Origin of the sequence: Microbacterium sp. NPDC087665, assembly GCF_044743285.1 — a bacterium.
Classification (GTDB): Bacteria; Actinomycetota; Actinomycetes; order Actinomycetales; family Microbacteriaceae; genus Microbacterium.
In genome coordinates this window covers 344,613-362,388 of record NZ_JBIUWD010000003.1, presented here as the reverse complement: position 1 = coordinate 362,388, position 17,776 = coordinate 344,613, and the positions used below count along the sequence as shown (strand labels likewise).

The 17,776-nt window shown below is 71.7% G+C and carries 14 protein-coding genes; 3 read left to right on the top strand and 11 right to left on the bottom strand.

All coding sequences use genetic code 11. The annotated features are described in order from the left end of the window. The first annotated feature begins 1 nt into the window (after position 1). Both ACIOSY_RS08465 and ACIOSY_RS08460 read left to right on the top strand, forming a co-directional pair. Entirely contained in the window at positions 2-1,216 is a 1,215-nt protein-coding gene (locus ACIOSY_RS08465; RefSeq protein ID WP_400851999.1) for a kynureninase, read from the top strand. Next, a complete protein-coding gene (locus tag ACIOSY_RS08460) occupies positions 1,213-2,058 on the top strand; it encodes a PaaX family transcriptional regulator C-terminal domain-containing protein (RefSeq protein WP_400851996.1) in 846 nt (281 codons plus the stop codon). Before ACIOSY_RS08465 ends, ACIOSY_RS08460 begins: the two co-directional genes overlap by 4 nt. Before the next feature lie 17 nt (positions 2,059-2,075). On the opposite strand, the gene ACIOSY_RS08455 is transcribed toward ACIOSY_RS08460, so the two are convergent. The 7 genes from ACIOSY_RS08455 to ACIOSY_RS08425 all read right to left on the bottom strand — a co-directional run bounded on the left by ACIOSY_RS08455 (position 2,076) and on the right by ACIOSY_RS08425 (position 12,286). After that, positions 2,076-2,561 carry an FBP domain-containing protein gene (locus ACIOSY_RS08455; RefSeq protein WP_400851993.1) on the bottom strand — a complete coding sequence of 162 codons (486 nt, stop codon included), beginning with the start codon at positions 2,559-2,561 and terminating at the stop codon, positions 2,076-2,078. Positions 2,562-2,818: 257 nt separating this feature from the next. Continuing rightward, on the bottom strand, positions 2,819-4,003 hold the full coding sequence (locus ACIOSY_RS08450) for a M20 family metallopeptidase (RefSeq protein ID WP_400851990.1): 1,185 nt from the start codon (positions 4,001-4,003) through the stop codon (positions 2,819-2,821). Further along, positions 4,003-5,580, bottom strand: coding sequence for an amidohydrolase (locus ACIOSY_RS08445; RefSeq protein ID WP_400851987.1), 1,578 nt, complete (start codon positions 5,578-5,580; stop codon positions 4,003-4,005). The genes ACIOSY_RS08450 and ACIOSY_RS08445 overlap by 1 nt, the downstream gene beginning before the upstream one ends. 8 nt (positions 5,581-5,588) lie before the next feature. Continuing rightward, positions 5,589-7,061, bottom strand: a complete 1,473-nt coding sequence (locus ACIOSY_RS08440; RefSeq protein ID WP_400851984.1) for an amidohydrolase — start codon at positions 7,059-7,061, stop codon at positions 5,589-5,591. A 69-nt stretch (positions 7,062-7,130) separates the two neighbouring features. Further along, complete coding sequence (locus ACIOSY_RS08435; RefSeq protein WP_400851980.1) at positions 7,131-8,159, bottom strand: ornithine cyclodeaminase; 1,029 nt, start codon at positions 8,157-8,159, stop codon at positions 7,131-7,133. Continuing rightward, positions 8,156-8,800: an FMN-binding negative transcriptional regulator gene (locus ACIOSY_RS08430; RefSeq protein ID WP_400851977.1), complete on the bottom strand. Its 645-nt coding sequence runs from the start codon at positions 8,798-8,800 to the stop codon at positions 8,156-8,158. The genes ACIOSY_RS08435 and ACIOSY_RS08430 overlap by 4 nt, the downstream gene beginning before the upstream one ends. A 9-nt stretch (positions 8,801-8,809) precedes the next feature. Continuing rightward, positions 8,810-12,286 carry a bifunctional proline dehydrogenase/L-glutamate gamma-semialdehyde dehydrogenase gene (locus tag ACIOSY_RS08425; RefSeq protein ID WP_400852634.1) on the bottom strand — a complete coding sequence of 1,159 codons (3,477 nt, stop codon included), beginning with the start codon at positions 12,284-12,286 and terminating at the stop codon, positions 8,810-8,812. Positions 12,287-12,420: 134 nt separating this feature from the next. Between ACIOSY_RS08425 and ACIOSY_RS08420 the strand changes: the two genes are divergently transcribed. Further along, entirely contained in the window at positions 12,421-13,311 is an 891-nt protein-coding gene (locus ACIOSY_RS08420) for a LysR family transcriptional regulator (protein WP_400851974.1), read from the top strand. A 16-nt stretch (positions 13,312-13,327) separates the two neighbouring features. Here the strand turns inward: ACIOSY_RS08420 and ACIOSY_RS08415 are convergent, their stop codons facing one another. From ACIOSY_RS08415 to ACIOSY_RS08400, 4 genes are read right to left on the bottom strand one after another with little or no spacing between them, the layout of a single operon-like run. Then, positions 13,328-14,182: a MaoC family dehydratase N-terminal domain-containing protein gene (locus tag ACIOSY_RS08415; RefSeq protein WP_400851971.1), complete on the bottom strand. Its 855-nt coding sequence runs from the start codon at positions 14,180-14,182 to the stop codon at positions 13,328-13,330. After that, positions 14,179-15,432, bottom strand: coding sequence for a CaiB/BaiF CoA transferase family protein (locus tag ACIOSY_RS08410; RefSeq protein WP_400851968.1), 1,254 nt, complete (start codon positions 15,430-15,432; stop codon positions 14,179-14,181). The genes ACIOSY_RS08415 and ACIOSY_RS08410 overlap by 4 nt, the downstream gene beginning before the upstream one ends. Then, complete coding sequence (locus tag ACIOSY_RS08405) at positions 15,429-16,412, bottom strand: hydroxymethylglutaryl-CoA lyase (RefSeq protein WP_400851965.1); 984 nt, start codon at positions 16,410-16,412, stop codon at positions 15,429-15,431. Before ACIOSY_RS08405 ends, ACIOSY_RS08410 begins: the two co-directional genes overlap by 4 nt. Further along, complete coding sequence (locus ACIOSY_RS08400; RefSeq protein ID WP_400851962.1) at positions 16,409-17,689, bottom strand: hydroxymethylglutaryl-CoA reductase, degradative; 1,281 nt, start codon at positions 17,687-17,689, stop codon at positions 16,409-16,411. The genes ACIOSY_RS08405 and ACIOSY_RS08400 overlap by 4 nt, the downstream gene beginning before the upstream one ends. Positions 17,690-17,776 lie beyond the last annotated feature (87 nt).

Genomic DNA, 17,776 nt, shown 5'->3' with positions numbered 1-17,776 from the left:
CATGTCCGACCTCCTCGAAGCCGCCCGCGCCCTCGACGCCGCCGACCCGCTGCGCGCCCACCTCGATGCCTTCGCCGAGGCGCCGGGCGTCGACGCCTACCTCGACGGCAACTCGCTCGGCCGACCGCTGCGCGACATCCCCGAGAAGCTCGCGGCGTTCGTGCGCGACGACTGGGGCACGCGCCTCATCCGCTCGTGGGACGAGCAGTGGATGGCTCTGCCCATGGAGCTCGGCGACCGCATCGGTCGAGTCGCGCTGGGCGCGGCATCCGGTCAGACCGTCGTCGCCGACTCGACGAGCGTGCTGATCTACAAGCTCATGCGCGCGGCCGCCGCGGCGGATGCCACCCGCACCGAGCTGGTCATCGAGGCGGGCAATTTCCCCACCGACCGCTTCCTGGCCGAGGGCGTCGCCGCCGAGACCGGGATGACGCTGCGCTGGATCGAGCCCGACCCCGTGCTCGGGGTGAGCGTCGCCGATGTCGTCGCGGTCGTCTCGGAGCGCACCGCCCTCGTGTCGTTGAGCCACGTCGACTACCGCTCCGGCGCGCTGGCCGACATGCCCGCGATCACGGATGCCGTGCACGCCTCGGGTGCGCTGATGATGTGGGATCTCTGCCACTCGGCGGGCGTGATCCCGATGCAGCTCGACGCGTGGGGCGTCGACATGGCCGTCGGTTGCACGTACAAGTACCTCAACGGCGGGCCGGGATCCCCCGCGTTCGCGTACCTCAACCACGCCCACCAGGGCACACTGCGCCAGCCGATCCAGGGGTGGTGGAGCGCCGCGGACATCTTCGCGATGGGACCCGAGTACGTGCCGTCCGCCGACATCCGTCAGCTGCTCAGCGGTACTCCGCCGGTCACCTCGATGCTGGCGATGCAGGGGATGCTCGACCTCATCGAGCAGTCGGGCATCGACGCCGTGCGGGCGAAGTCGCAGACGCTGACCGACTTCGCGGTGCGGGCGTTCGACGAGGAACTCGCCCCGCTCGGTGTGCGCCTGCTGAGCCCGCGCGACGCGGATCTGCGCGGCGGGCACGTCACGATCGGTCACCCCGACTTCCGCGCCGTCACGCAGCGGCTGTGGGCGGAGGGCGTCATTCCCGACTTCCGGTTCCCCGACGGCATCCGCCTGGGTCTGTCGCCGCTGAGCACCTCGCACGTCGAGACGCTCACCGGTGTGATCGCGGTGCGCGACGCACTGCGCGGATGACTGCCGCCGCTCAGAGCGCCGTGCTCGATGGTGCCGTGCTCGACGACATCGATGCGCGGCCCGGCAGCACCGCCTCGCTGCTGCGCACGGTCGTCGGACTGTTCCTGCGGCCGCTCGGCGGATGGATCTCCGCCGCCGACCTGGTCGCCCTCGCGGGCGATCTGGGCATCGCACCCGCGCAGGCGCGGACCGGCATCGCCCGCCTCAAGCAGAAGGGACTGCTGCTCGCCGAACGCGAGGGAGCGATCGGGTACCGGCTGAATCCGGCCGCCCTCCCGATGCTGCAGCGCGGTGACCGCCGCATCTTCGCGATGCGGCAGATGGACGACACCGACCCCTGGTGCCTCATCTCGTTCTCGATGCCCGAGTCCGAGCGCAGCGTGCGCCACCAGCTGCGCCGACGTCTGCACTGGATCGGCGCGGGAGTCGTCTCGCCCGCGCTCTGGATCTGCCCCGGACACCTGCAGGGCGAGGTCGAGCAGATCATCGACGAGGTCGACGCCCGGCGCTGGGTCACGCTGTTCCCCGCGGGGATGCCGGTGACCTCGGGCACCCTCGACGCCGCCGCGGCCGAGTGGTGGGATCTGGATGCTCTCGCCGACGAGCACCGGCGATTCCAGGAGTCGCTGACCGCGCTGCCCGCGGAGCCGTTCGCCGCCTACGTGCAGCTCATCGACCGCTGGCGCACCCTGCCGTATCTCGACCCGGGGCTGCCGCCGGCGATGCTGCCCGCCGATTGGCCGGGCCACCGCAGCTTCACCGAGTTCGCCTGGCTCTCCGACACGCTCGCCGGCCCCGCCACCGCCCATGTGCGGACGGTGACGGGGAACGTCGAGGACTGAGCCTCAGGTCTCGAGCGTCAGGCTTCGAGCGCACCGAGGAACGCCCGCACCTGCTCGCCGAGGCGAACGATGCGCATCTCTCGCGCGAGTTCGCGGTCGAAGCCCTCATAGGCGAGCGGAGGAAGCCGGCGCACGTTCGCGGAGCAGGCGAAGTTCGCGCACACGAGCGTGCCGATGGTGTCGCCCTTGCGGCCGGCCGCGCCCGCCTTGCGGGCGGTGAACAGCTGCACGTCGTTGCGCAGGGTGATGTCGTCGCACCACGAGCACTGGGCGCGTGCGATCACGCGCTGCTCGGCCTGCTGCAGCATCGCGCCGACCGGCTGGTCGTCGATCTCGGTGACCACGTAGGCGCGACGCGGCGCCTTCGGGTCTGACCAGCCGAGGTAGTCGATCCGGTCGAAGTCGATGTCGGCGAAGTCTGCGGGCAGGCGCAGGTCGGAGACCTCTTTGCGGGAGGCGTTGCGGAAGGAGGCGCGGATGGCGCGCTCGTCGATGGGACGCATGGGAATGGATGCTTTCGTGAGGGGCTCGACGCGACGGTCGAGCGGAGGAGAAGAAGGTGAGGCGGGGTCCGAGCGGACACCGGGTACGACGCAACACCGGGGACGGGCATCCGCCTCCGGCTGATCGTCAGCCTCTGCCACCGGCGCTGTGCGCGCCTGCGGCTCCCTTCAGCGCCGCACGGGCGCTCCTCGAAATCATCACCTCGAAAGGCTACACCCGGCAGCGCCGGCCGGCTCCGGCCCGCAGCTTCGCGGGCTCAGGCGCGGGCGAGGCGGCGCCAGGCGAGTTCGGCGAGCACGGTCGCCTGCAGCGCGAGCACGCCGTCGTCGAAGATCGCGTCGTCGGAGTGCAACGGCTTCGGACGGCCTTCGGGCGCCGCCCCCACGAAGACGAGCGTGCCCGGCACCTCGTGCAGCACGTACGAGAAGTCCTCCGAGGCCATGTACGGCGCCTCGAGGCGGGTGACGCGCTCGGGGCCGACGATGTCGTCGAGCACCGTGAGCACCTCGCGCGTCTCGGCGGGGTCGTTGTAGGTCACCGGGTACGAGGCGATGAAGTCGGTGTCGAGCGTGCAGCCGTTGGCCTCGGCGATGCCGCGCAGCAGGGCGGGCAGTTCGGTGCGCACGGTGTCGAGCGTGGCCATCGAGAGAGTGCGGATGTTCACGCCGAGGCTCACGGTCGCGGCGAGGATGTTGCTCGCTTCGGAGTCGCTCGACAGGGTCGTGACCGACAGCACCGCCTGGTCGGTGGCGGGCAGCCGGCGGGCGGCGAAGGTCTGCACGGCGAGGATCAACTGCGCCGCCACGGGCACCGGGTCGATCGCCAGGTGCGGGAAGGCGGCATGACCGCCCGTGCCGCGCACCACCATCTGCAGCCCGCTGGCACTCGCCATCATCGCGCCCTCGCGCGCGACGAGCTGCCCGCTCGGTACGGCGCTGTCCATGTGGATCGCGTAGGCGGCCACGGGGCGCTCGCCCGCGGCATCCAGCACGCCCTCGTCGATCATGACGCGCGCGCCGCCCTGCCCCTCTTCGCCCGGCTGGAACATGAAGACGACCGAGCCTGCGAGCTCGTCGCGGTGCGCCGCGAGCAGACGTGCGGCACCGAGCAGCCCCGCCATGTGTAGGTCGTGGCCGCAGGCGTGCATGGCTCCGGAGGTGGCAGCGAAGTCGAGGCCGGATGCTTCGGCGATGGGCAACCCGTCCATGTCGCCGCGCAGCAGCACGACGGGCCCCGGTCGACCGCCACGCAGCACGGCGGTGACCGACGAGAGGGCGGTGCCGCGCGTGACCTCCAGCCCGAGGCCGTCGAGTTCGCGCAGGATGATGCGCTGCGTCTCGGGCAGGTCGAGCCCCACCTCGACGGCGCCGTGCAGCTCGCGCCGCACCGCGACGAGGTCGCTCTGGAGCGCTGCGGCAGCGCTGTCGAATCGGGAAGTCATCACCGCACCCGCTCGCCGCGGATCCACGTCTCGGCGACGCGCACGGCGGCGATCTCGTCGGCCGGCACCGTGAACACGTCGCGTTCGAGCACGGCGAAGCTGCCGTCGAATCCGGGGGCGAGCAGTCCGACGCCCTCGAGCGGCGAGAGCAGGCGGGCGCGGCCGGTGTACAGCAGCAGCGACTGCGCGACGGTGATCGCCGCCTCGGGGCCGAAGTCGATGCCGTTGTAGGTGCGGCGGCGCACGGCGGCCTCGACCGAGAGCATCACGTCGTCGGCGCCGCTCCACGCGGTCGCGGGGCGATCCGACGACAGCGCGAGCGGTTCGAGCCCCGCGTACAGACGCGCGATGGGATAGGCATCCGTCACCTGCTCGGCGCGCAGCGCCTTCTCGTACCCGTCGTACTCGGCGAAGAAGAACACCGTGTGCGTGGCGATGCCGAACGTCATGCGTGCGGTGCGCAGGCGCGCGAGGTAGTCGTCGCTCACGATCGTCGCGTGCTCGATGCGCACCGAGGGGACGCCGTCGAGCCAGGGCTCCTGGTCGGCGAACAGTTCGACCACCCAGTCGAGCGCGCGGTCGCCCATGGCGTGCACGGCCAGCTGCACGCCGTTGCGGCGCGCCCAGTCGCCGGCCGCGAGCACGTCGGCGTCGTCGACGAGGCGCAGGCCGTGGTCGCACGATTCCGGGTAGGGCTCGTGCACCCACGCGGTGCGGTTGGAGTAGGCGCCGTCGAGCACGACCTTGACGCCACCGACGCGGATCTGCCCGTCGCGGTCGCCCGGGCCGAGGTCGGCGAGGGGTGCGGCGGGATCCCAGCCCGGGTACAGGGCCACCCGGGTGCGGAGTCCGCGTTCGACGGCCGCGCGGAAGGTGCCGAGCGGGTCGTCGATGCGGGTCGAGAGCAGGTCGCAGACCGCCACGATGCCGCGCGAGGCGAGCTCGTCGCCGATCGCGAGGATGGCGGCGATCTGGTCGTCGCGCGTCGGCGTCGGGATGAACGCGGCGACCTCGCCAACCGCGGCGATCTCGGTGAGCACGCCGTTCGGGGTGCCGTCGGCGTCGCGTTCGAACCGCGCACCGTCGGGGTCGATGGTCGCCGCCGTGATGCCGGCGATCTCCAGGGCCTTGGTGTTGCAGACGGCGGAGTGCGCGTCGCAGCGCCACACGAGCACGGGGCGGTCGGTGCTTACCCGGTCGAGGTCGGCGGCGGTCGGCATGAGTCCGCCGGGGAACTTCGTGTCGTCGAAGCCGCGCCCGAGGATCCAGGCATCCGGTGCCGTGACCGACTCGGCGTGCGCGCGCAGCACCGCCACGAGGTCATCGGGCGAGGTGACCGCGGGCGGGAAGCACTCGGCCGCCGCAGCGGTTCCCGCGATCAGGGCGGGGTGCGTGTGGCTGTCGATCAGTCCCGGCAGCACGGTGCGTCCGCCGAGGTCGGTCGATGCCTCGCCCGCGACGTCGGCGGCGTCGCCGACCCAGTCGATGAGGCCGTCGGTGATGCGGAAGGCCGAGGCGAACGCCGTCTCGGACTCGCCCGTGAAGACCTTCGCGTTCGTGAACAGGGTGGTCGTCATGTCGCTCCTCAGATCTGGCGCCAGGTGAACCGGCCGGCGAGCAGGGTGGCCGCGACCGGCATCTCGCGCAGCTCGTCGCGGTCGGCGGCATAGGGGTCGCCGTCGGTGATGACGAGATCGGCGGGCTGGCCGACGGCGAGCGTGCTGCGGGCGGATGCCGCGAGCGCGACGTCGAGCGGAAGGCGCTGCTCGGGGTGCCAGGCGTCGCGGTCGCCCCGGCTGCGCGCGGTGGCGGCGCTGAGCGAGACCCACGGGTCGAGCGGGGCGACCGGAGCATCCGATCCCAACCGCAGGGCGGCACCCGCACGGTGCAGGGAACCGAAGGCGAAGGCGCGGCCGGTGCGGCCCGCCCAGTGGTGGTCGGCGACGTCGCGGTCGTCCATCGCGTGCTCGGGCTGCACGCTCGCGATGAGTCCGAGCTGCGCGAAACGGGCGAAGTCCTCGTCGCGCACGAGCTGCGCGTGCTCGATCACACCGCGCATGTCGAGCGCCTCGAAGGTGTCGAGCACCTCGGTGTTGGCGCGGTCGCCGATCGCGTGCACGGCGGCCTCGATGCCGCCGGCGCGGGCGATCGTGAGCAGGCGGCGCAGTTCGGGGATCGGCACGCTCTCGAGCCCGCACGCGTGCGGGTGGCCGGGGTCCATGCCGGGGTACGGGTCCCAGCACCAGGCGGTGCGTGTGTTCAGCGAACCGTCGACGACGACCTTCAGGCGGCCGAACTCGATGAGGCCGCGCTCGTCGACGATGTCGCCCGTGCGCACGCCCCGGGCGATCACGCTCTCGAGCAGGTCGGGCCACACGGCGATGTCGACGCGGAGGGCGTCGAGCCCGCGGGCCGTGCGCTCCGACCACTCGGTGATGTTGTCGGTCTTCTCGTACTCGACCACGCCGACCACACCACGGGCGGCCGCGGCGTTCGCGGCATCCTGATAGGCGTCGAAGGGCAGCGCCCCGCTCTGGTCGAACGAGTGCTGCAGCTCGATCCACGGACCCTCGCGCAGCAGCCCGGTCTCGTCGAGCTCGATGCCGAGGCGAGAGGCCGCGGCGCGGTTCATCCATCCGCAGTGCAGGTCGCCGCTCACGAGCACGACCGGAATGTCGGAGACCGTCGCATCCAACGCCTCGAGCGAGGCGGGCACCGGCCACAGGCCGTCGCGGAACCCGTAGCCCATCAGCATCCCGTCGATCAGCGGGGCGCCCTCGGCGCGCGCGCGACGCACCACGTCGAGCACGTCGGCGGCGCTGTGCGTCTCGGTCAGGTCGATGCGGCGGCGGCGCACCACGTGCTGGGTGAAGTGCACGTGCGCGTCCCACAGCCCCGGGCCGATCCAGCGCCCGCCTCCGTCGACGGTCTCCCCCTCGGCGGAGACCGTGCCGGCGGGCGCGATCTCGCCGATCACCCCGTCGCGGATGACGACGTCGACGGGTGCGCCGCCGTCGTACGGGCGGACGTTCTGGAGGGTGAGGGCGACGGTGCTCATGGTGCTCCCGGTGGTCGGATCACGCGGCGATAAGAGGCGGCTGTTCGGTGAACGGGTTCAGGCGACGATTCAGGCGACGGGGACCGGCGAGGTCGCGAATCCGAAGAGGTCCTTCGGGTCCTGCGGGGCGGCGACCAGGTCGATCTCGCGGCCGAGGTCGGTGCCGGCCACGCTGTCGCGCAGGTGACGGAGCGCCGAGTAGTCCTCGATCGCGAAGCCCACGGAGTCGAAGATCGTGACCTGCTCGGGCGAGGTGCGCCCCTCGGCGAGGCCGTTGAGCACACGCCAGAACTCGACCACGGGGAAGTCGGCGGCGACGTTCTGGATCTCGCCCTCGATGCGCGTCTGCGGCGGGTACTCCACGAACACGGGGCCGCGTTCGAGGATGCGCGGGTCGAGCTCGGTCTTGCCCGGGCAGTCGCCGCCGATCGTGTTGATGTGCATGCCGGGGGCGACGTCGGCATCGGTGAGCACCTGGGCCACGGCCTTGTCGGCCGTGCAGGTGGTGACGATGTCGGCACCGGATGCGGCGTCGGATGCCGAGGCGCACACCGTGACATCGAATCCGAGCGGCGCGAGGTTGCGCAGCAGCTTGGCCGAGGCGGCCTCGTCGACGTCAAACACGCGCAGACGGGAGATGCCGAGCACCGCACGGAACGCGAGCGCCTGGAATTCGGCCTGGCTGCCCGCGCCGATCATCGCCATGACCTCGGAGTCGGGGCGGGCGAGCTTTCGGGCGACCATGGCCGAGGTCGCTGCGGTGCGCAGCGCCGTGAGCATCGTCATCTCGGCGAGGAACACCGGGTAGCCGTTGTGCACGTCGGCGAGCACGCCGAACGCGGTGACGGTCTGGAAGCCGCGCACCGGGTTGAACGGGTGGCCGTTGACGTACTTGAAGGCGTACAGGTCGGGGTCGCTGATCGGCATGAGCTCGATCACCCCGAACGGGGTGTGGTTGGCGACCCGCTCGCTCTTGTCGAACGACTCCCACCGACGGAAGTCGGCCTCGATCGTGTCGGCCATCTCGGCCATGATCTTCTCGGCACCGTGCCGGGCGATCCACGTCACCATGTCTGCGACTCCGACGAACGCGGTCATGCGCCCACCTCTCTTCCGTGTACCTGGGCCATGCGGGCCGCGAGCGGGGGATTGTTGTAGGGACCGGGCTGGCCGAGATGCGCGATCACGCGGTCGACGACCTCGGCGGGCTTGTCCTGGCTCATCTTCTCTTTCGCCTCGAACCGGTCGACGCGCAGGCGGAAGCCGACCGTGCCGTGCACGATGCGCTCGGCGTAGGCGGTGTTCTCCAGCGACTGGTGCATGAGGAACGGCTCGGGCAGCGGCTTCTCGAAGTGCGCGACGAGACGGTCGAGCACCTGCAGGTTCTCGGCATCCGTCAGCAGTTCGGGCGTGCCGTGCAGGTGCGCGACCGCGAAGTTCCAGGTGGGCACGGCCGGCGAGGTCTCGTACCATCCGGGCGACACGTAGCCCTGCGGACCGTAGACGATCACCATGACCTCGTGCGCGCCGAGCTCGTGCAGGCGCTCGTCGGGGCGCCCCACGTGGCTGACGAGCACGATGCCGTCGGCGTCGCCGTCCTCTTCGAGGAGCAGTGGGTAGTGGGAGGCGACGAGGCCCTTCCCCGGCACGAAGCTGACGATCGTGCCCCACGGGTTCTCGCGGATCAGGTCGCGAATGCCAGGGGCGTCGTCGAACGCGTAGTCGGGGTTGGGCCTCATCGGTGTCTCCTATGCCGTCAGAGCGGCGATCTCGTAGCGGTGCGGGGTGCCGAAGCGGTGGGCCGAGACCGACACGGCCTGCTCGCGCAGGTAGGGCAGCATCTCGATCCTGCCCGCTGTGACGACGTCTCCGCTGTAGATGGCGACGGCCGGCGAGCCGCCGGTGCGGGCGGCGGTGTCGGTGGCGCTGCCTCCCACGAGGCGGATGCGCCCGCCGGTGGAGGCCAGGCGTGCGGCACGGGCGGTCCAGGCGGTGTCGTTCTCGACAGCGACGGTGACGCCGGCACGACGCAGCCAGGAGGCGACGGATGCCGGCAGCTCCTGCGCCGCGCTGACGGTGACGGTCGACCCGGTGCGGATGCCGGCGGCGAGCACGCGGATCGCACGCACGATCTCGCCGGTGTCGAGAGCCGAACCCTCGACGCGCACCGTGACGGGCACGGCCTGGTAGCGCAGCACGTTCTGCTCGGTCTCGAGACCCGTGTCGTCGGCGACGGCACCGAACTCGGCGGCCCAGGCGGCGACATCGGTCGAGAGTGCTCCTTCGAGCCACGACACGTCGGCGCCGGAGAGGTCGGCGGCTGCGGCGAGCGCCGCCTTCGACACGGCGTCGGTGGGGGCATCCGCCGCGATGGGGGCGTCGACCCAGTCGGACAGGCCGATCAAGTAGCTGGGGCCTCCGGCCTTGGTGCCGGCGCCGACGGCCGCCTTCTTCCAGCCGCCGAACGGCTGACGCTGCACGATCGCACCCGTGGTGCCGCGGTTGACGTAGAGGTTGCCGGCCTGCACGGTGGCGAGCCACTGGGCGATCTCGTCTTCATCGAGCGAGTGCAGCCCCGAGGTGAGGCCGTAGTCGATCGCGTTGACGAGGGCGGTGGCCTCCTCCAGCGTCTTGGCGGTCATGATGCCGAGCACCGGTCCGAAGTACTCGGTCAGGTGGAAGGGGCTGCCGGCGGCGACGCCTGCGCGGATGCCGGGACGCCAGAACTTTCCTTCGTCGTCGAGCTTCTGGGGCTTCATGACCCAGTTCTCGCCGGGCTCGAGCGTGGTGAGGGCGTGGAGCAACTTGCCCTCGGCCGGTCCGATGAGCGGTCCGATGCGGCTGGAGCCGTCACTGGGCTCGCCGACCTTGTACGAGCCGACGGCGTCGACGAGCTGGCGGCGGAACCGCTCGCTGTCGGCGACCGTGCCCACGAGGATCACGAGCGAGGCGGCAGAGCACTTCTGCCCCGCGTGGCCGAACGCCGAGTAGGCGACGTCCTTCGCGGCGAGATCGAGGTCGGCGCTGGGCGTGACGATGATGGCGTTCTTGCCGCTGGTCTCGGCGAGCAGGGGCAGGTCGGGGCGGAAGCTGCGGAACAGCTCGGCCGTCTCGTAGCCGCCCGTGAGGATGACGCGCTCGACGGCGGGGTCGCTGACGAGCTGCTTTCCGAGCTCGCGCCCGTCGAGCTGCACGTACTGCAGCACCTCGCGGGGCACGCCCGCCTCCCACAGCGCCTCGACCATGACCGCGCCGGAGCGGCGGGCCTGACGGGCGGGCTTGATGATGACCGGGGAGCCGGCGGCGAGCGCCGCGAGCGTGGAGCCTGCGGGGATCGCGACGGGGAAGTTCCACGGCGGGGTGACCACGGTGAGCCCGACCGGGCGGTGCGCGGCGCCGGGGATCTGCTCGGCGCGCTTCGCGCTCTCGGCGTAGTAGTGAGCGAAGTCGATGGCCTCGGAGACCTCGGGGTCGCCCTGTTCGAGCACCTTGCCGGCCTCGGAGCCCATGACCTCGAGCAGGTCGGCGCGGCGTGCTTCGAGCACGTCGCCCGCGCGGTGCAGGATCTCGGCGCGCCCGGCGGCGCCGAGCGCGCGCCAGGCCTCGCCGGCCGCGGTGGCTTCGGCGATCACGGTGTCGAGGGCCGCGGCATCCGACAGCGTGTGCGTGCGCACGGTCTCCTCACCCAGCGTCGACGTCGCGATGCGCGAGCGGATGCCGTCGCCCCACGCGCGGTTGGCCGCGAGGCTCGGGTCGGTGTCGGGGGTGTTCACGAAGCTGTCGCGCGAGGCGGCGGCCGGCGCCTGCGTGCGGTCCTGCACGCGGTTCGACGCGGGAACATCGGTGGGCATCGACGCGATCGACGCGAGGAAACGGTCGCGCTCACGGGCGAACAGCTCGGGGTGCGTGTCGAGGTCGAACACGGCCGACATGAAGTTGTCGACCGAGGCGCCCTCTTCGAGGCGGCGGATCAGGTAGGCGATCGCGACGTCGAACTCGGCCGGGTGCACGACCGGCGTGTAGAGCAGCAGCGAGCCGACGGTGCGGCGCACGACCGTGGCCTGCGCCGACGCCATGCCGAGCAGCATCTCGAACTCGATCCCCTCGGTCGTTCCGCGACGGTTCGCGAGCAGCCAGGCGAGGGCGATGTCGAACAGGTTGTGACCGGCGATGCCGATGCGCACGTTGCCGATGCGGTCGGGGTGCAGGGCGTAGTCGAGCACGGCCTTGTACGAAGCATCCGATGCTTCCTTGCTGTGCCAGGTGGCGAGCGGCCAGTCGTGGGTCTCGGCGTCGACCCGCTCCATGGGCAGGTTCGCGCCCTTGACGACACGCACCTTGATCGGGGCGCCGCCGTCGGCGACGCGCACGGCGGCCCACTCCTGCAGGCGGATCATGGCGCTCAGGGCATCGGGCAGGTAGGCCTGCAGCACGATGCCGCCCTCGAGCGAGCGGAACTCCTCGCGCTCGAGGATCGTCGTGAAGACGGCGATCGTGAGGTCGAGGTCCTTGTACTCCTCCATGTCGAGGTTGATGAACTTGCCGCGCTTCACGGCGATGCGGTACAGCGGGGCGAGCGCTTCGACGGCGTGCGCGACGGCGTCATCGAAGGCCCAGGGGCTGTGCGGGGCGACGGTCGAGGAGACCTTGATCGACACGTAGTCGACGTCGCTGCGCTCGAGCAGGCGACGGGTGCCGGCGAGGCGACGCGTGGCCTCTTCCTCACCGAGGATCGCCTCACCGAGCAGGTTCACGTTGAGGTGCACGCCCTCGGTCGCCTTGATGCGGCGGATGGCCTTGCCCAGGCGCGCGTCGGTGGCGTCGACGATGAGGTGGCGCACCATGCCGCGCAGCACGCGACGGCTGATCGGCACGACGATGCCGGGGAAGGCGGGGGCGAGTGCGCCGCCGAGCTTGATCAGGCCGCGCAGCGGCGCGGGCAGGAACGCGGGGGTCAGCGGCACGAGGTCGTGCAGGTTGGATGCTGCGACCTTCAGGTCTTCGGGGCGCACGACGCCGTCGACGAATCCGACGGTGAAGTCGAGGCCGTTCGGGTCGCTCAGTACGCCGGCGAGGCGCTTGGCGGCGGTGTCGGCCGGCACCTCGCGACTCTCGACGAGCCAGCGCTGCACGAGGGCGACCGCGTCATCGGCGAGCTCTGCGAGCTCGGCGTTGCCGGTCGGGATGGGGGTGCTCTGCGGCATGCTCTGCGGGGTGGTCTGCATCACTGGGGGTCCTCACTCACGAGCGCGTGCGGGACGCGCGTCCTGCTCTCAGTGTGAGACCCCATTACCGTTCGTGAAAAGCGAACCTTTACGATGGATACTGTTCGGTTCTGTCGATGCTTGGGAAGGGTGCCATGTTCGAGCTCCGCCGACTGCGTCTGCTGCACGAGCTCGGGCTGCGCGGCACCATCGCCGACGTCGCCGCGGCGCTGTCGTTCAGCCCCTCGACGGTCTCGCAGCAGCTCGCCCAGCTGGAGCGCGATGCGGGCGTCGCGCTCCTCGAACCCGATGGTCGCCGGGTGCGCCTCACCGCGCAGGGACGCCTGCTCGCCGCGCACGCCGCACGGGCGCTCGAACTCGACGAGGCGGCTCGCGCCGAGCTGTCGCATTCGCAGGATGCCCCGGCGCGCGTGCGCATCGCCGTGATGCCGACCGCCGCCGAGGCGCTGGTGCCTCCGGCGCTGACGCTGCTCGCGGAGCGGATGCCCGACCTCCGACTCGACATGGTCGAACTCGCCCCCGAGGTGGCGCTGTTCGAGCTGCAGACCCGGGCGTTCGACCTGGTCGTCGCCGAGCAGTACCCCGGTCACACGCGCGAGGTCAGCGACGGGATCGATCGCACGCTGCTCGGCCGCGACCCGATCCGCCTCGCGGTGCCGAAAGACGACCCGGCGACCGGGCTCGCCGATCTGCGCGACCGCGCCTGGGTGCTCGAGCCGCAGGGGGCGGCGGTGCGGCGCTGGGCCGTGCAGCAGTGCCGGGCGGCGGGCTTCGAACCCGATGTGCGGTTCGAAGCCACCGACCTCGTGTCGCATGCGCGGCTGGTGGCCGCCGGTCACGCCGTGGCGATGCTGCCGGATCTGGTGTGGACGGGCGGACGCTCGACCGTGAGCCTGCGTCAGCTGCCGGGCTCGCCGGTGCGCGAGATCTTCGCCGCCACCCGCTCGTCGTCGCGGGACAACGCCGCCGTCACGGCCGTGCGCGACGCGCTGGCCGAAGCCCTCGCGGCGCACGAGCCCCGCTGACATCCCGAGCATCGCGTCAGCCCCAGACGATCTCCGCCGTGGCGAGCACGACATCGTCGGCGTCCAGCGCGGTCACGACGGTCGTTGCGTTATCCGTCTTCCCGCCCTCCGTCCTCCCGCACAGCCGAACCGGCCGGTCCACGAGCACGGGGGCGATCGCCCGCACGTCGAGGCGGGTGACGACGCGGTCGGGAGCGTGACGGCGCGCGGCATCCATGAGCAGGATGCGGGTGAGCGGCCCGTGCACGAGCAGATCGGGAAGGCCCTCCACGTCACGCGCCCAGGCGCGGTCGTAGTGGATGAGGTGGGTGTTGAAGGTGAGGGCCGAGAACCGGAAGAGCTGGCGCGCATCGAGCACGACCTCGTCGATCCAGTCGGCGCGGGCCGCGGCATCCGGATCCGGGCGGGGCGGGCGGGCCGGAGCATCCGGATCCCCCGCTTCGAGGAACACGTCGTGCCACACGCTGCGGATCGCGACCTCGCCGTCGGCTGCACCGTCGATACCGGCGACCGCGTACTCCCGCTCGACGTCGACGAACACGAGGCGTCCGCGGGAGCCGGTCTTCTCGAGCACCGAGCCGAGACGCGTGGTCTGCACGACCTCGTCGCCCAGCCGCAGCGGCCGTAGGAACTCGGTCGTCTCGCCCGCGTACATGCGCCGCGGAAGGTCGATCTCGGGGATCACGCCGTCGCGCGCGGGCGTGCCGTCGGGGCGCAGGTCGGCGAGGGGGGCATCGAAGGGGAAGAACACGCCCTCCCAGGCGGCGGGGAGCGGAGCATCCGCCGGCACCACGGGTTCGGAGGCCGCGAACGTGCCCCGATAGGCCTCGACCGTCGCGGGTGAGAGGTGCTCCGTGCGAACGACGCTCACGGCAGCACACCCGCGGCGCGCAGGGCGGCGATGCGGTCGGCGTCGTAGCCTGCGAGGTCGGCGAGCACCTGGTCGGCGTGCTCGCCGAGTCGGTTGGCCGTGCGGCCGGGGTTCGCGGGAGTGGCCGAGAGCTTGATCGGCTGACCGAACATGCGCAGCACGCCGAGGTCGCCGTAGTCGGCGCTGACGATCATGTCGCGGTCGGCCGTGTTGGGGTCGTCGACCACCTCGGCGATCGTCTTCACGGCGGTCAGCGGCACGACGTCTCCGGCGAGCGCTTCGAGCTCTGCCTTCGTGCGGTCGGCGAGCCACGCGGCGACGATCGGCTTCACGCGCCGCTCGTACACCTCCTGGTCGAGCCGCTTGCGCATGGTGTCGATCTCGGGGTCGGCCTTGTACTCGGGGGTGCCGAACAGGTCGCAGCTCGCGTTCCAGAGCTTGTCGGTGTACGCGCCGAAGAACACCTGCCCGTCGGCGCAGTCGAACAGCTCGTAGGGGCGCACCCAGGCGTGCTCGTTGCCCGCGGGGGTCGCGACCTTGCCGGTGACGGTGTAGTCGACGACGGCGGTCTCGGTGAGCGCCAGGATGCTGTCGACCTGGGCCACATCGACGAGCTGACCCTCGCCCGTGGACTCGGCGTGCCGCAGGGCCGCGAGGGTGCCGATGACGGCGAACAGCGTGGCCGAGACGTCACCGATCGTGACGCCCACGCGCACGGGAGGCTGATCGGCGTAGCCGTTCATCGACCAGAGTCCGCCGGCCGCCTGCGCCGTGTTGTCGAAGGCGGGGCGACGCGTGTTCGCGCCGGTGTGGCCGTAGCCCGAGATGGCGGTGTACACGAGCTTCGGGTTGATCTCGTGCAGCACGTCCCACCCGACGCCGAGCTTCGTCATCGTGCCGGGGCGGAAGTTCTCGACGAGCACGTCGGCCGAGCGCACCAGATCCTTCAGCACCTCGACGCCCTCGGGTGACGAGAGGTCGAGACCGACGCCGAGCTTTCCGCGGTTGTACTGCGCGTAGTAGGCGCTGAACTCCTCGTCGCCGTGGGTCAGGTAGGGCGGGAAGCCGCGCGAGACATCGGGGTCGCGCGGGTTCTCGATCTTGACGACCGTCGCCCCGAGGTCGGCGAGCATCTGCGCGGCATAGGGTCCGGCGAGCACGCGCGACAGGTCGAGCACGGTGACCCCGGTGAGGGAGCCGGGGGCCGGGAGGGTGCCGGGAATCGTGCCGGGGAGCGGGGAGTCGGTCATGCCTGCGATGCCTCCAGTGCGGTGTCGGGGGTGTCGAGTCCTGCGGCGGCGAGCGCCCGTGCCACGTTCGACGGAGCGCGGATGCCGCGGGCCCGGGAGAGCCACTCGGTCGTCGCCGCGAGGGCCCGGAGATCGAGGCCGGTCTCTATGCCGAGACCGTGCAGCATCCACACCAAGTCCTCTGTCGCGAGGTTACCGGTCGCGCCCTTGGCGTAGGGGCAGCGACCGAGTCCGCCGACCGCGGCATCGAACTCGGCGACCCCGAGGCGCAGGGCGGCGTGCACGTTGGCGAGCGACTGCCCGTACGTGTCGTGCAGGTGCAGTGCGACCGCGTCGAGCGGGATGCCCGCCGCCAGCGTCTCGGTCACGACGCGGGTGGTGAGGCCGGGGGTGGCGACCCCGATCGTGTCGCCGAGCGCGATCGTGCGGGCACCGGCGGCGTGCAGCTCGGCGGCGGCCGCGGTCACGGCGTCGGTCGCGACCGCGCCCTCCCACGGGTCGCCGAACGCCATCGAGACGTAGCCGCGCACGGGGATGCCCTGGGCGGATGCCGCGGCGATCACCTCGACCGCTCGGTCGATGGCACCGGCGCGGGTGTTGTTGAGGTTGGCTTTGGCGAACGACTCGGTGGCGCTGACGACGACCGCGACCTCGCGGATGCCGGCATCCACCGCACGCTGCAGGCCGCGCAGGTTCGGGACGAGCGCGACCGCACGGGCGCCTGAGGGCACCTCGACCGCGGCGACGACCTCGGCCGCGTCGGCGAGCTGAGGGATCCACGCCGGCGACACGAAGCTCGTCACCTCGAGGTTCGTCGTCCCCGCGACGTAGAGGCGGCGGCACAGCTCGGCCTTGATCGAGCTGGGGATGATGTCGGTCTCGGCCTGCAGCCCGTCGCGGGGGCCGACCTCGTAGACGGTGACACGGGCGGGCAGCCCCGGCTCGGGCTGCACGCGCGGGGTGGGAGCCGAGAGGGTCATGCGCCGGGGGTCTCGGCGCGCAGCTCGGCGAGCACCTCGCGGGCGTACTCGACGCGGATGCGACGGGCGGCCACGATGCGTGCCGCGACCTCGCCGATCTCGTCGACCTCCGCCCCGGCGCTGGCCGCGATCGTCCGGGCGTGCAGCGTCATGTGTCCGCGCTGGATGCCCTCGGCCGCGAGCGCACGGCAGGCGGCGAGGTTCTGGGCGAGACCGACCGCCGCGATCACGCTGGCGAGCTCGCGCGCCGTCTCGACGCCGAGCATCTTGACGCCGGCCTGCGCGGTCGGATGCGCGCGGGTCGCGCCACCGACGAGGCCGACCGCGAGCGGCACCTCGAGCGTGCCGACCAGGTTGCCGTCGGCATCCTGCTCGAACTGCGACAGCGCGGTGTAGCCACCGCTGCGGGCCGCGTGCGAGTGGCAGCCCGACTCGACGGCGCGGGTGTCGTTGCCGGTCGCGAGCACGACGGCCGTGATGCCGTTCATGATGCCCTTGTTGTGGGTGGCGGCGCGGTAGGCGTCGGCCTCGGCGAAGGCGCTCGCGGCGACGATGTCGGCGACCACCTGGGGGCCGCCGAGCAGTTCGGCGTCGAACACGGCCCGGGCACGGGTGAGGCGCAGCTCGGCCTTGTTGGTGAGGATGCGCAGCAGCGTGCGGGTGCCGGCGACCTCGGCGATGCGCGGCGCGATCGCCTCGGCCATCGTATTGACCGCGTTGGCTCCCATGGCGTCGCGCACATCGACGTGCAGGTGCACGATCACCTGGGTGCCGGCGCGGGTCGGCAGCACGCGCACCGAGATGTCGAAGGCGCCGCCGCCGAGAGAGACGAGCATCGGATCCTGCTCGTTGGCGAGGGCGAGCAGCTCGTCGCGGGCCTCGAGCACGGCGAAGCGGGTGCCGTGCGGGTCGACGGCATCCAGCACCTGGATCTGGGCGATCATGACGTCGCCCGTGTACGAGGTGGTGAAGCCGCCGTGCCCGCGGGCCATGCGGGCGGCGTTGGAGGCCGCGGCGACGACGCTCGGCTCCTCGGTCGCCATCGGGATCAGACGGTCGATGCCGTCGATCGTGAAGTTCGTGGCGACGCCGACGGGGATGCTGATCAGCCCGACGACGTTCTCGACCATGTGGTCGGCCTGGGCGAGCGAGAGACCGGACTCGGGGTGCAGCGCCGCGAGAGCGGTGGGGTCCAGACCCGCACCGTCGGCGACGAGGGCGAGGCGCTCGACCGGGGTGTGGTCGCGCAGACCTGAGATTCGGCTGTTGATCGGCATCGGCGACCTTTCCTACGGGCGGTCGCCGGATCCTCGGCGCCGCGGTTCTACGACGACACTAGAAGCGGCATCCGCCGCCGACGATGG

What these genes read in the sequence shown, in the direction of transcription:
- ACIOSY_RS08430 (WP_400851977.1), bottom strand. Translation starts at nt 8,800, where the DNA reads ATGAGGCCCAACCCCGACTACGCGTTCGACGACGCCCCTGGCATTCGC.
- ACIOSY_RS08450 (WP_400851990.1), bottom strand. Translation starts at nt 4,003, where the DNA reads ATGACTTCCCGATTCGACAGCGCTGCCGCAGCGCTCCAGAGCGACCTC.
- ACIOSY_RS08445 (WP_400851987.1), bottom strand. Translation starts at nt 5,580, where the DNA reads ATGACGACCACCCTGTTCACGAACGCGAAGGTCTTCACGGGCGAGTCC.
- ACIOSY_RS08420 (WP_400851974.1), top strand. Translation starts at nt 12,421, where the DNA reads ATGTTCGAGCTCCGCCGACTGCGTCTGCTGCACGAGCTCGGGCTGCGC.
- ACIOSY_RS08460 (WP_400851996.1), top strand. Translation starts at nt 1,213, where the DNA reads ATGACTGCCGCCGCTCAGAGCGCCGTGCTCGATGGTGCCGTGCTCGAC.
- ACIOSY_RS08440 (WP_400851984.1), bottom strand. Translation starts at nt 7,061, where the DNA reads ATGAGCACCGTCGCCCTCACCCTCCAGAACGTCCGCCCGTACGACGGC.
- ACIOSY_RS08435 (WP_400851980.1), bottom strand. Translation starts at nt 8,159, where the DNA reads ATGACCGCGTTCGTCGGAGTCGCAGACATGGTGACGTGGATCGCCCGG.
- ACIOSY_RS08405 (WP_400851965.1), bottom strand. Translation starts at nt 16,412, where the DNA reads ATGACCCTCTCGGCTCCCACCCCGCGCGTGCAGCCCGAGCCGGGGCTG.
- ACIOSY_RS08455 (WP_400851993.1), bottom strand. Translation starts at nt 2,561, where the DNA reads ATGCGTCCCATCGACGAGCGCGCCATCCGCGCCTCCTTCCGCAACGCC.
- ACIOSY_RS08425 (WP_400852634.1), bottom strand. Translation starts at nt 12,286, where the DNA reads ATGCAGACCACCCCGCAGAGCATGCCGCAGAGCACCCCCATCCCGACC.
- ACIOSY_RS08410 (WP_400851968.1), bottom strand. Translation starts at nt 15,432, where the DNA reads ATGACCGACTCCCCGCTCCCCGGCACGATTCCCGGCACCCTCCCGGCC.
- ACIOSY_RS08400 (WP_400851962.1), bottom strand. Translation starts at nt 17,689, where the DNA reads ATGCCGATCAACAGCCGAATCTCAGGTCTGCGCGACCACACCCCGGTC.
- ACIOSY_RS08465 (WP_400851999.1), top strand. Translation starts at nt 2, where the DNA reads ATGTCCGACCTCCTCGAAGCCGCCCGCGCCCTCGACGCCGCCGACCCG.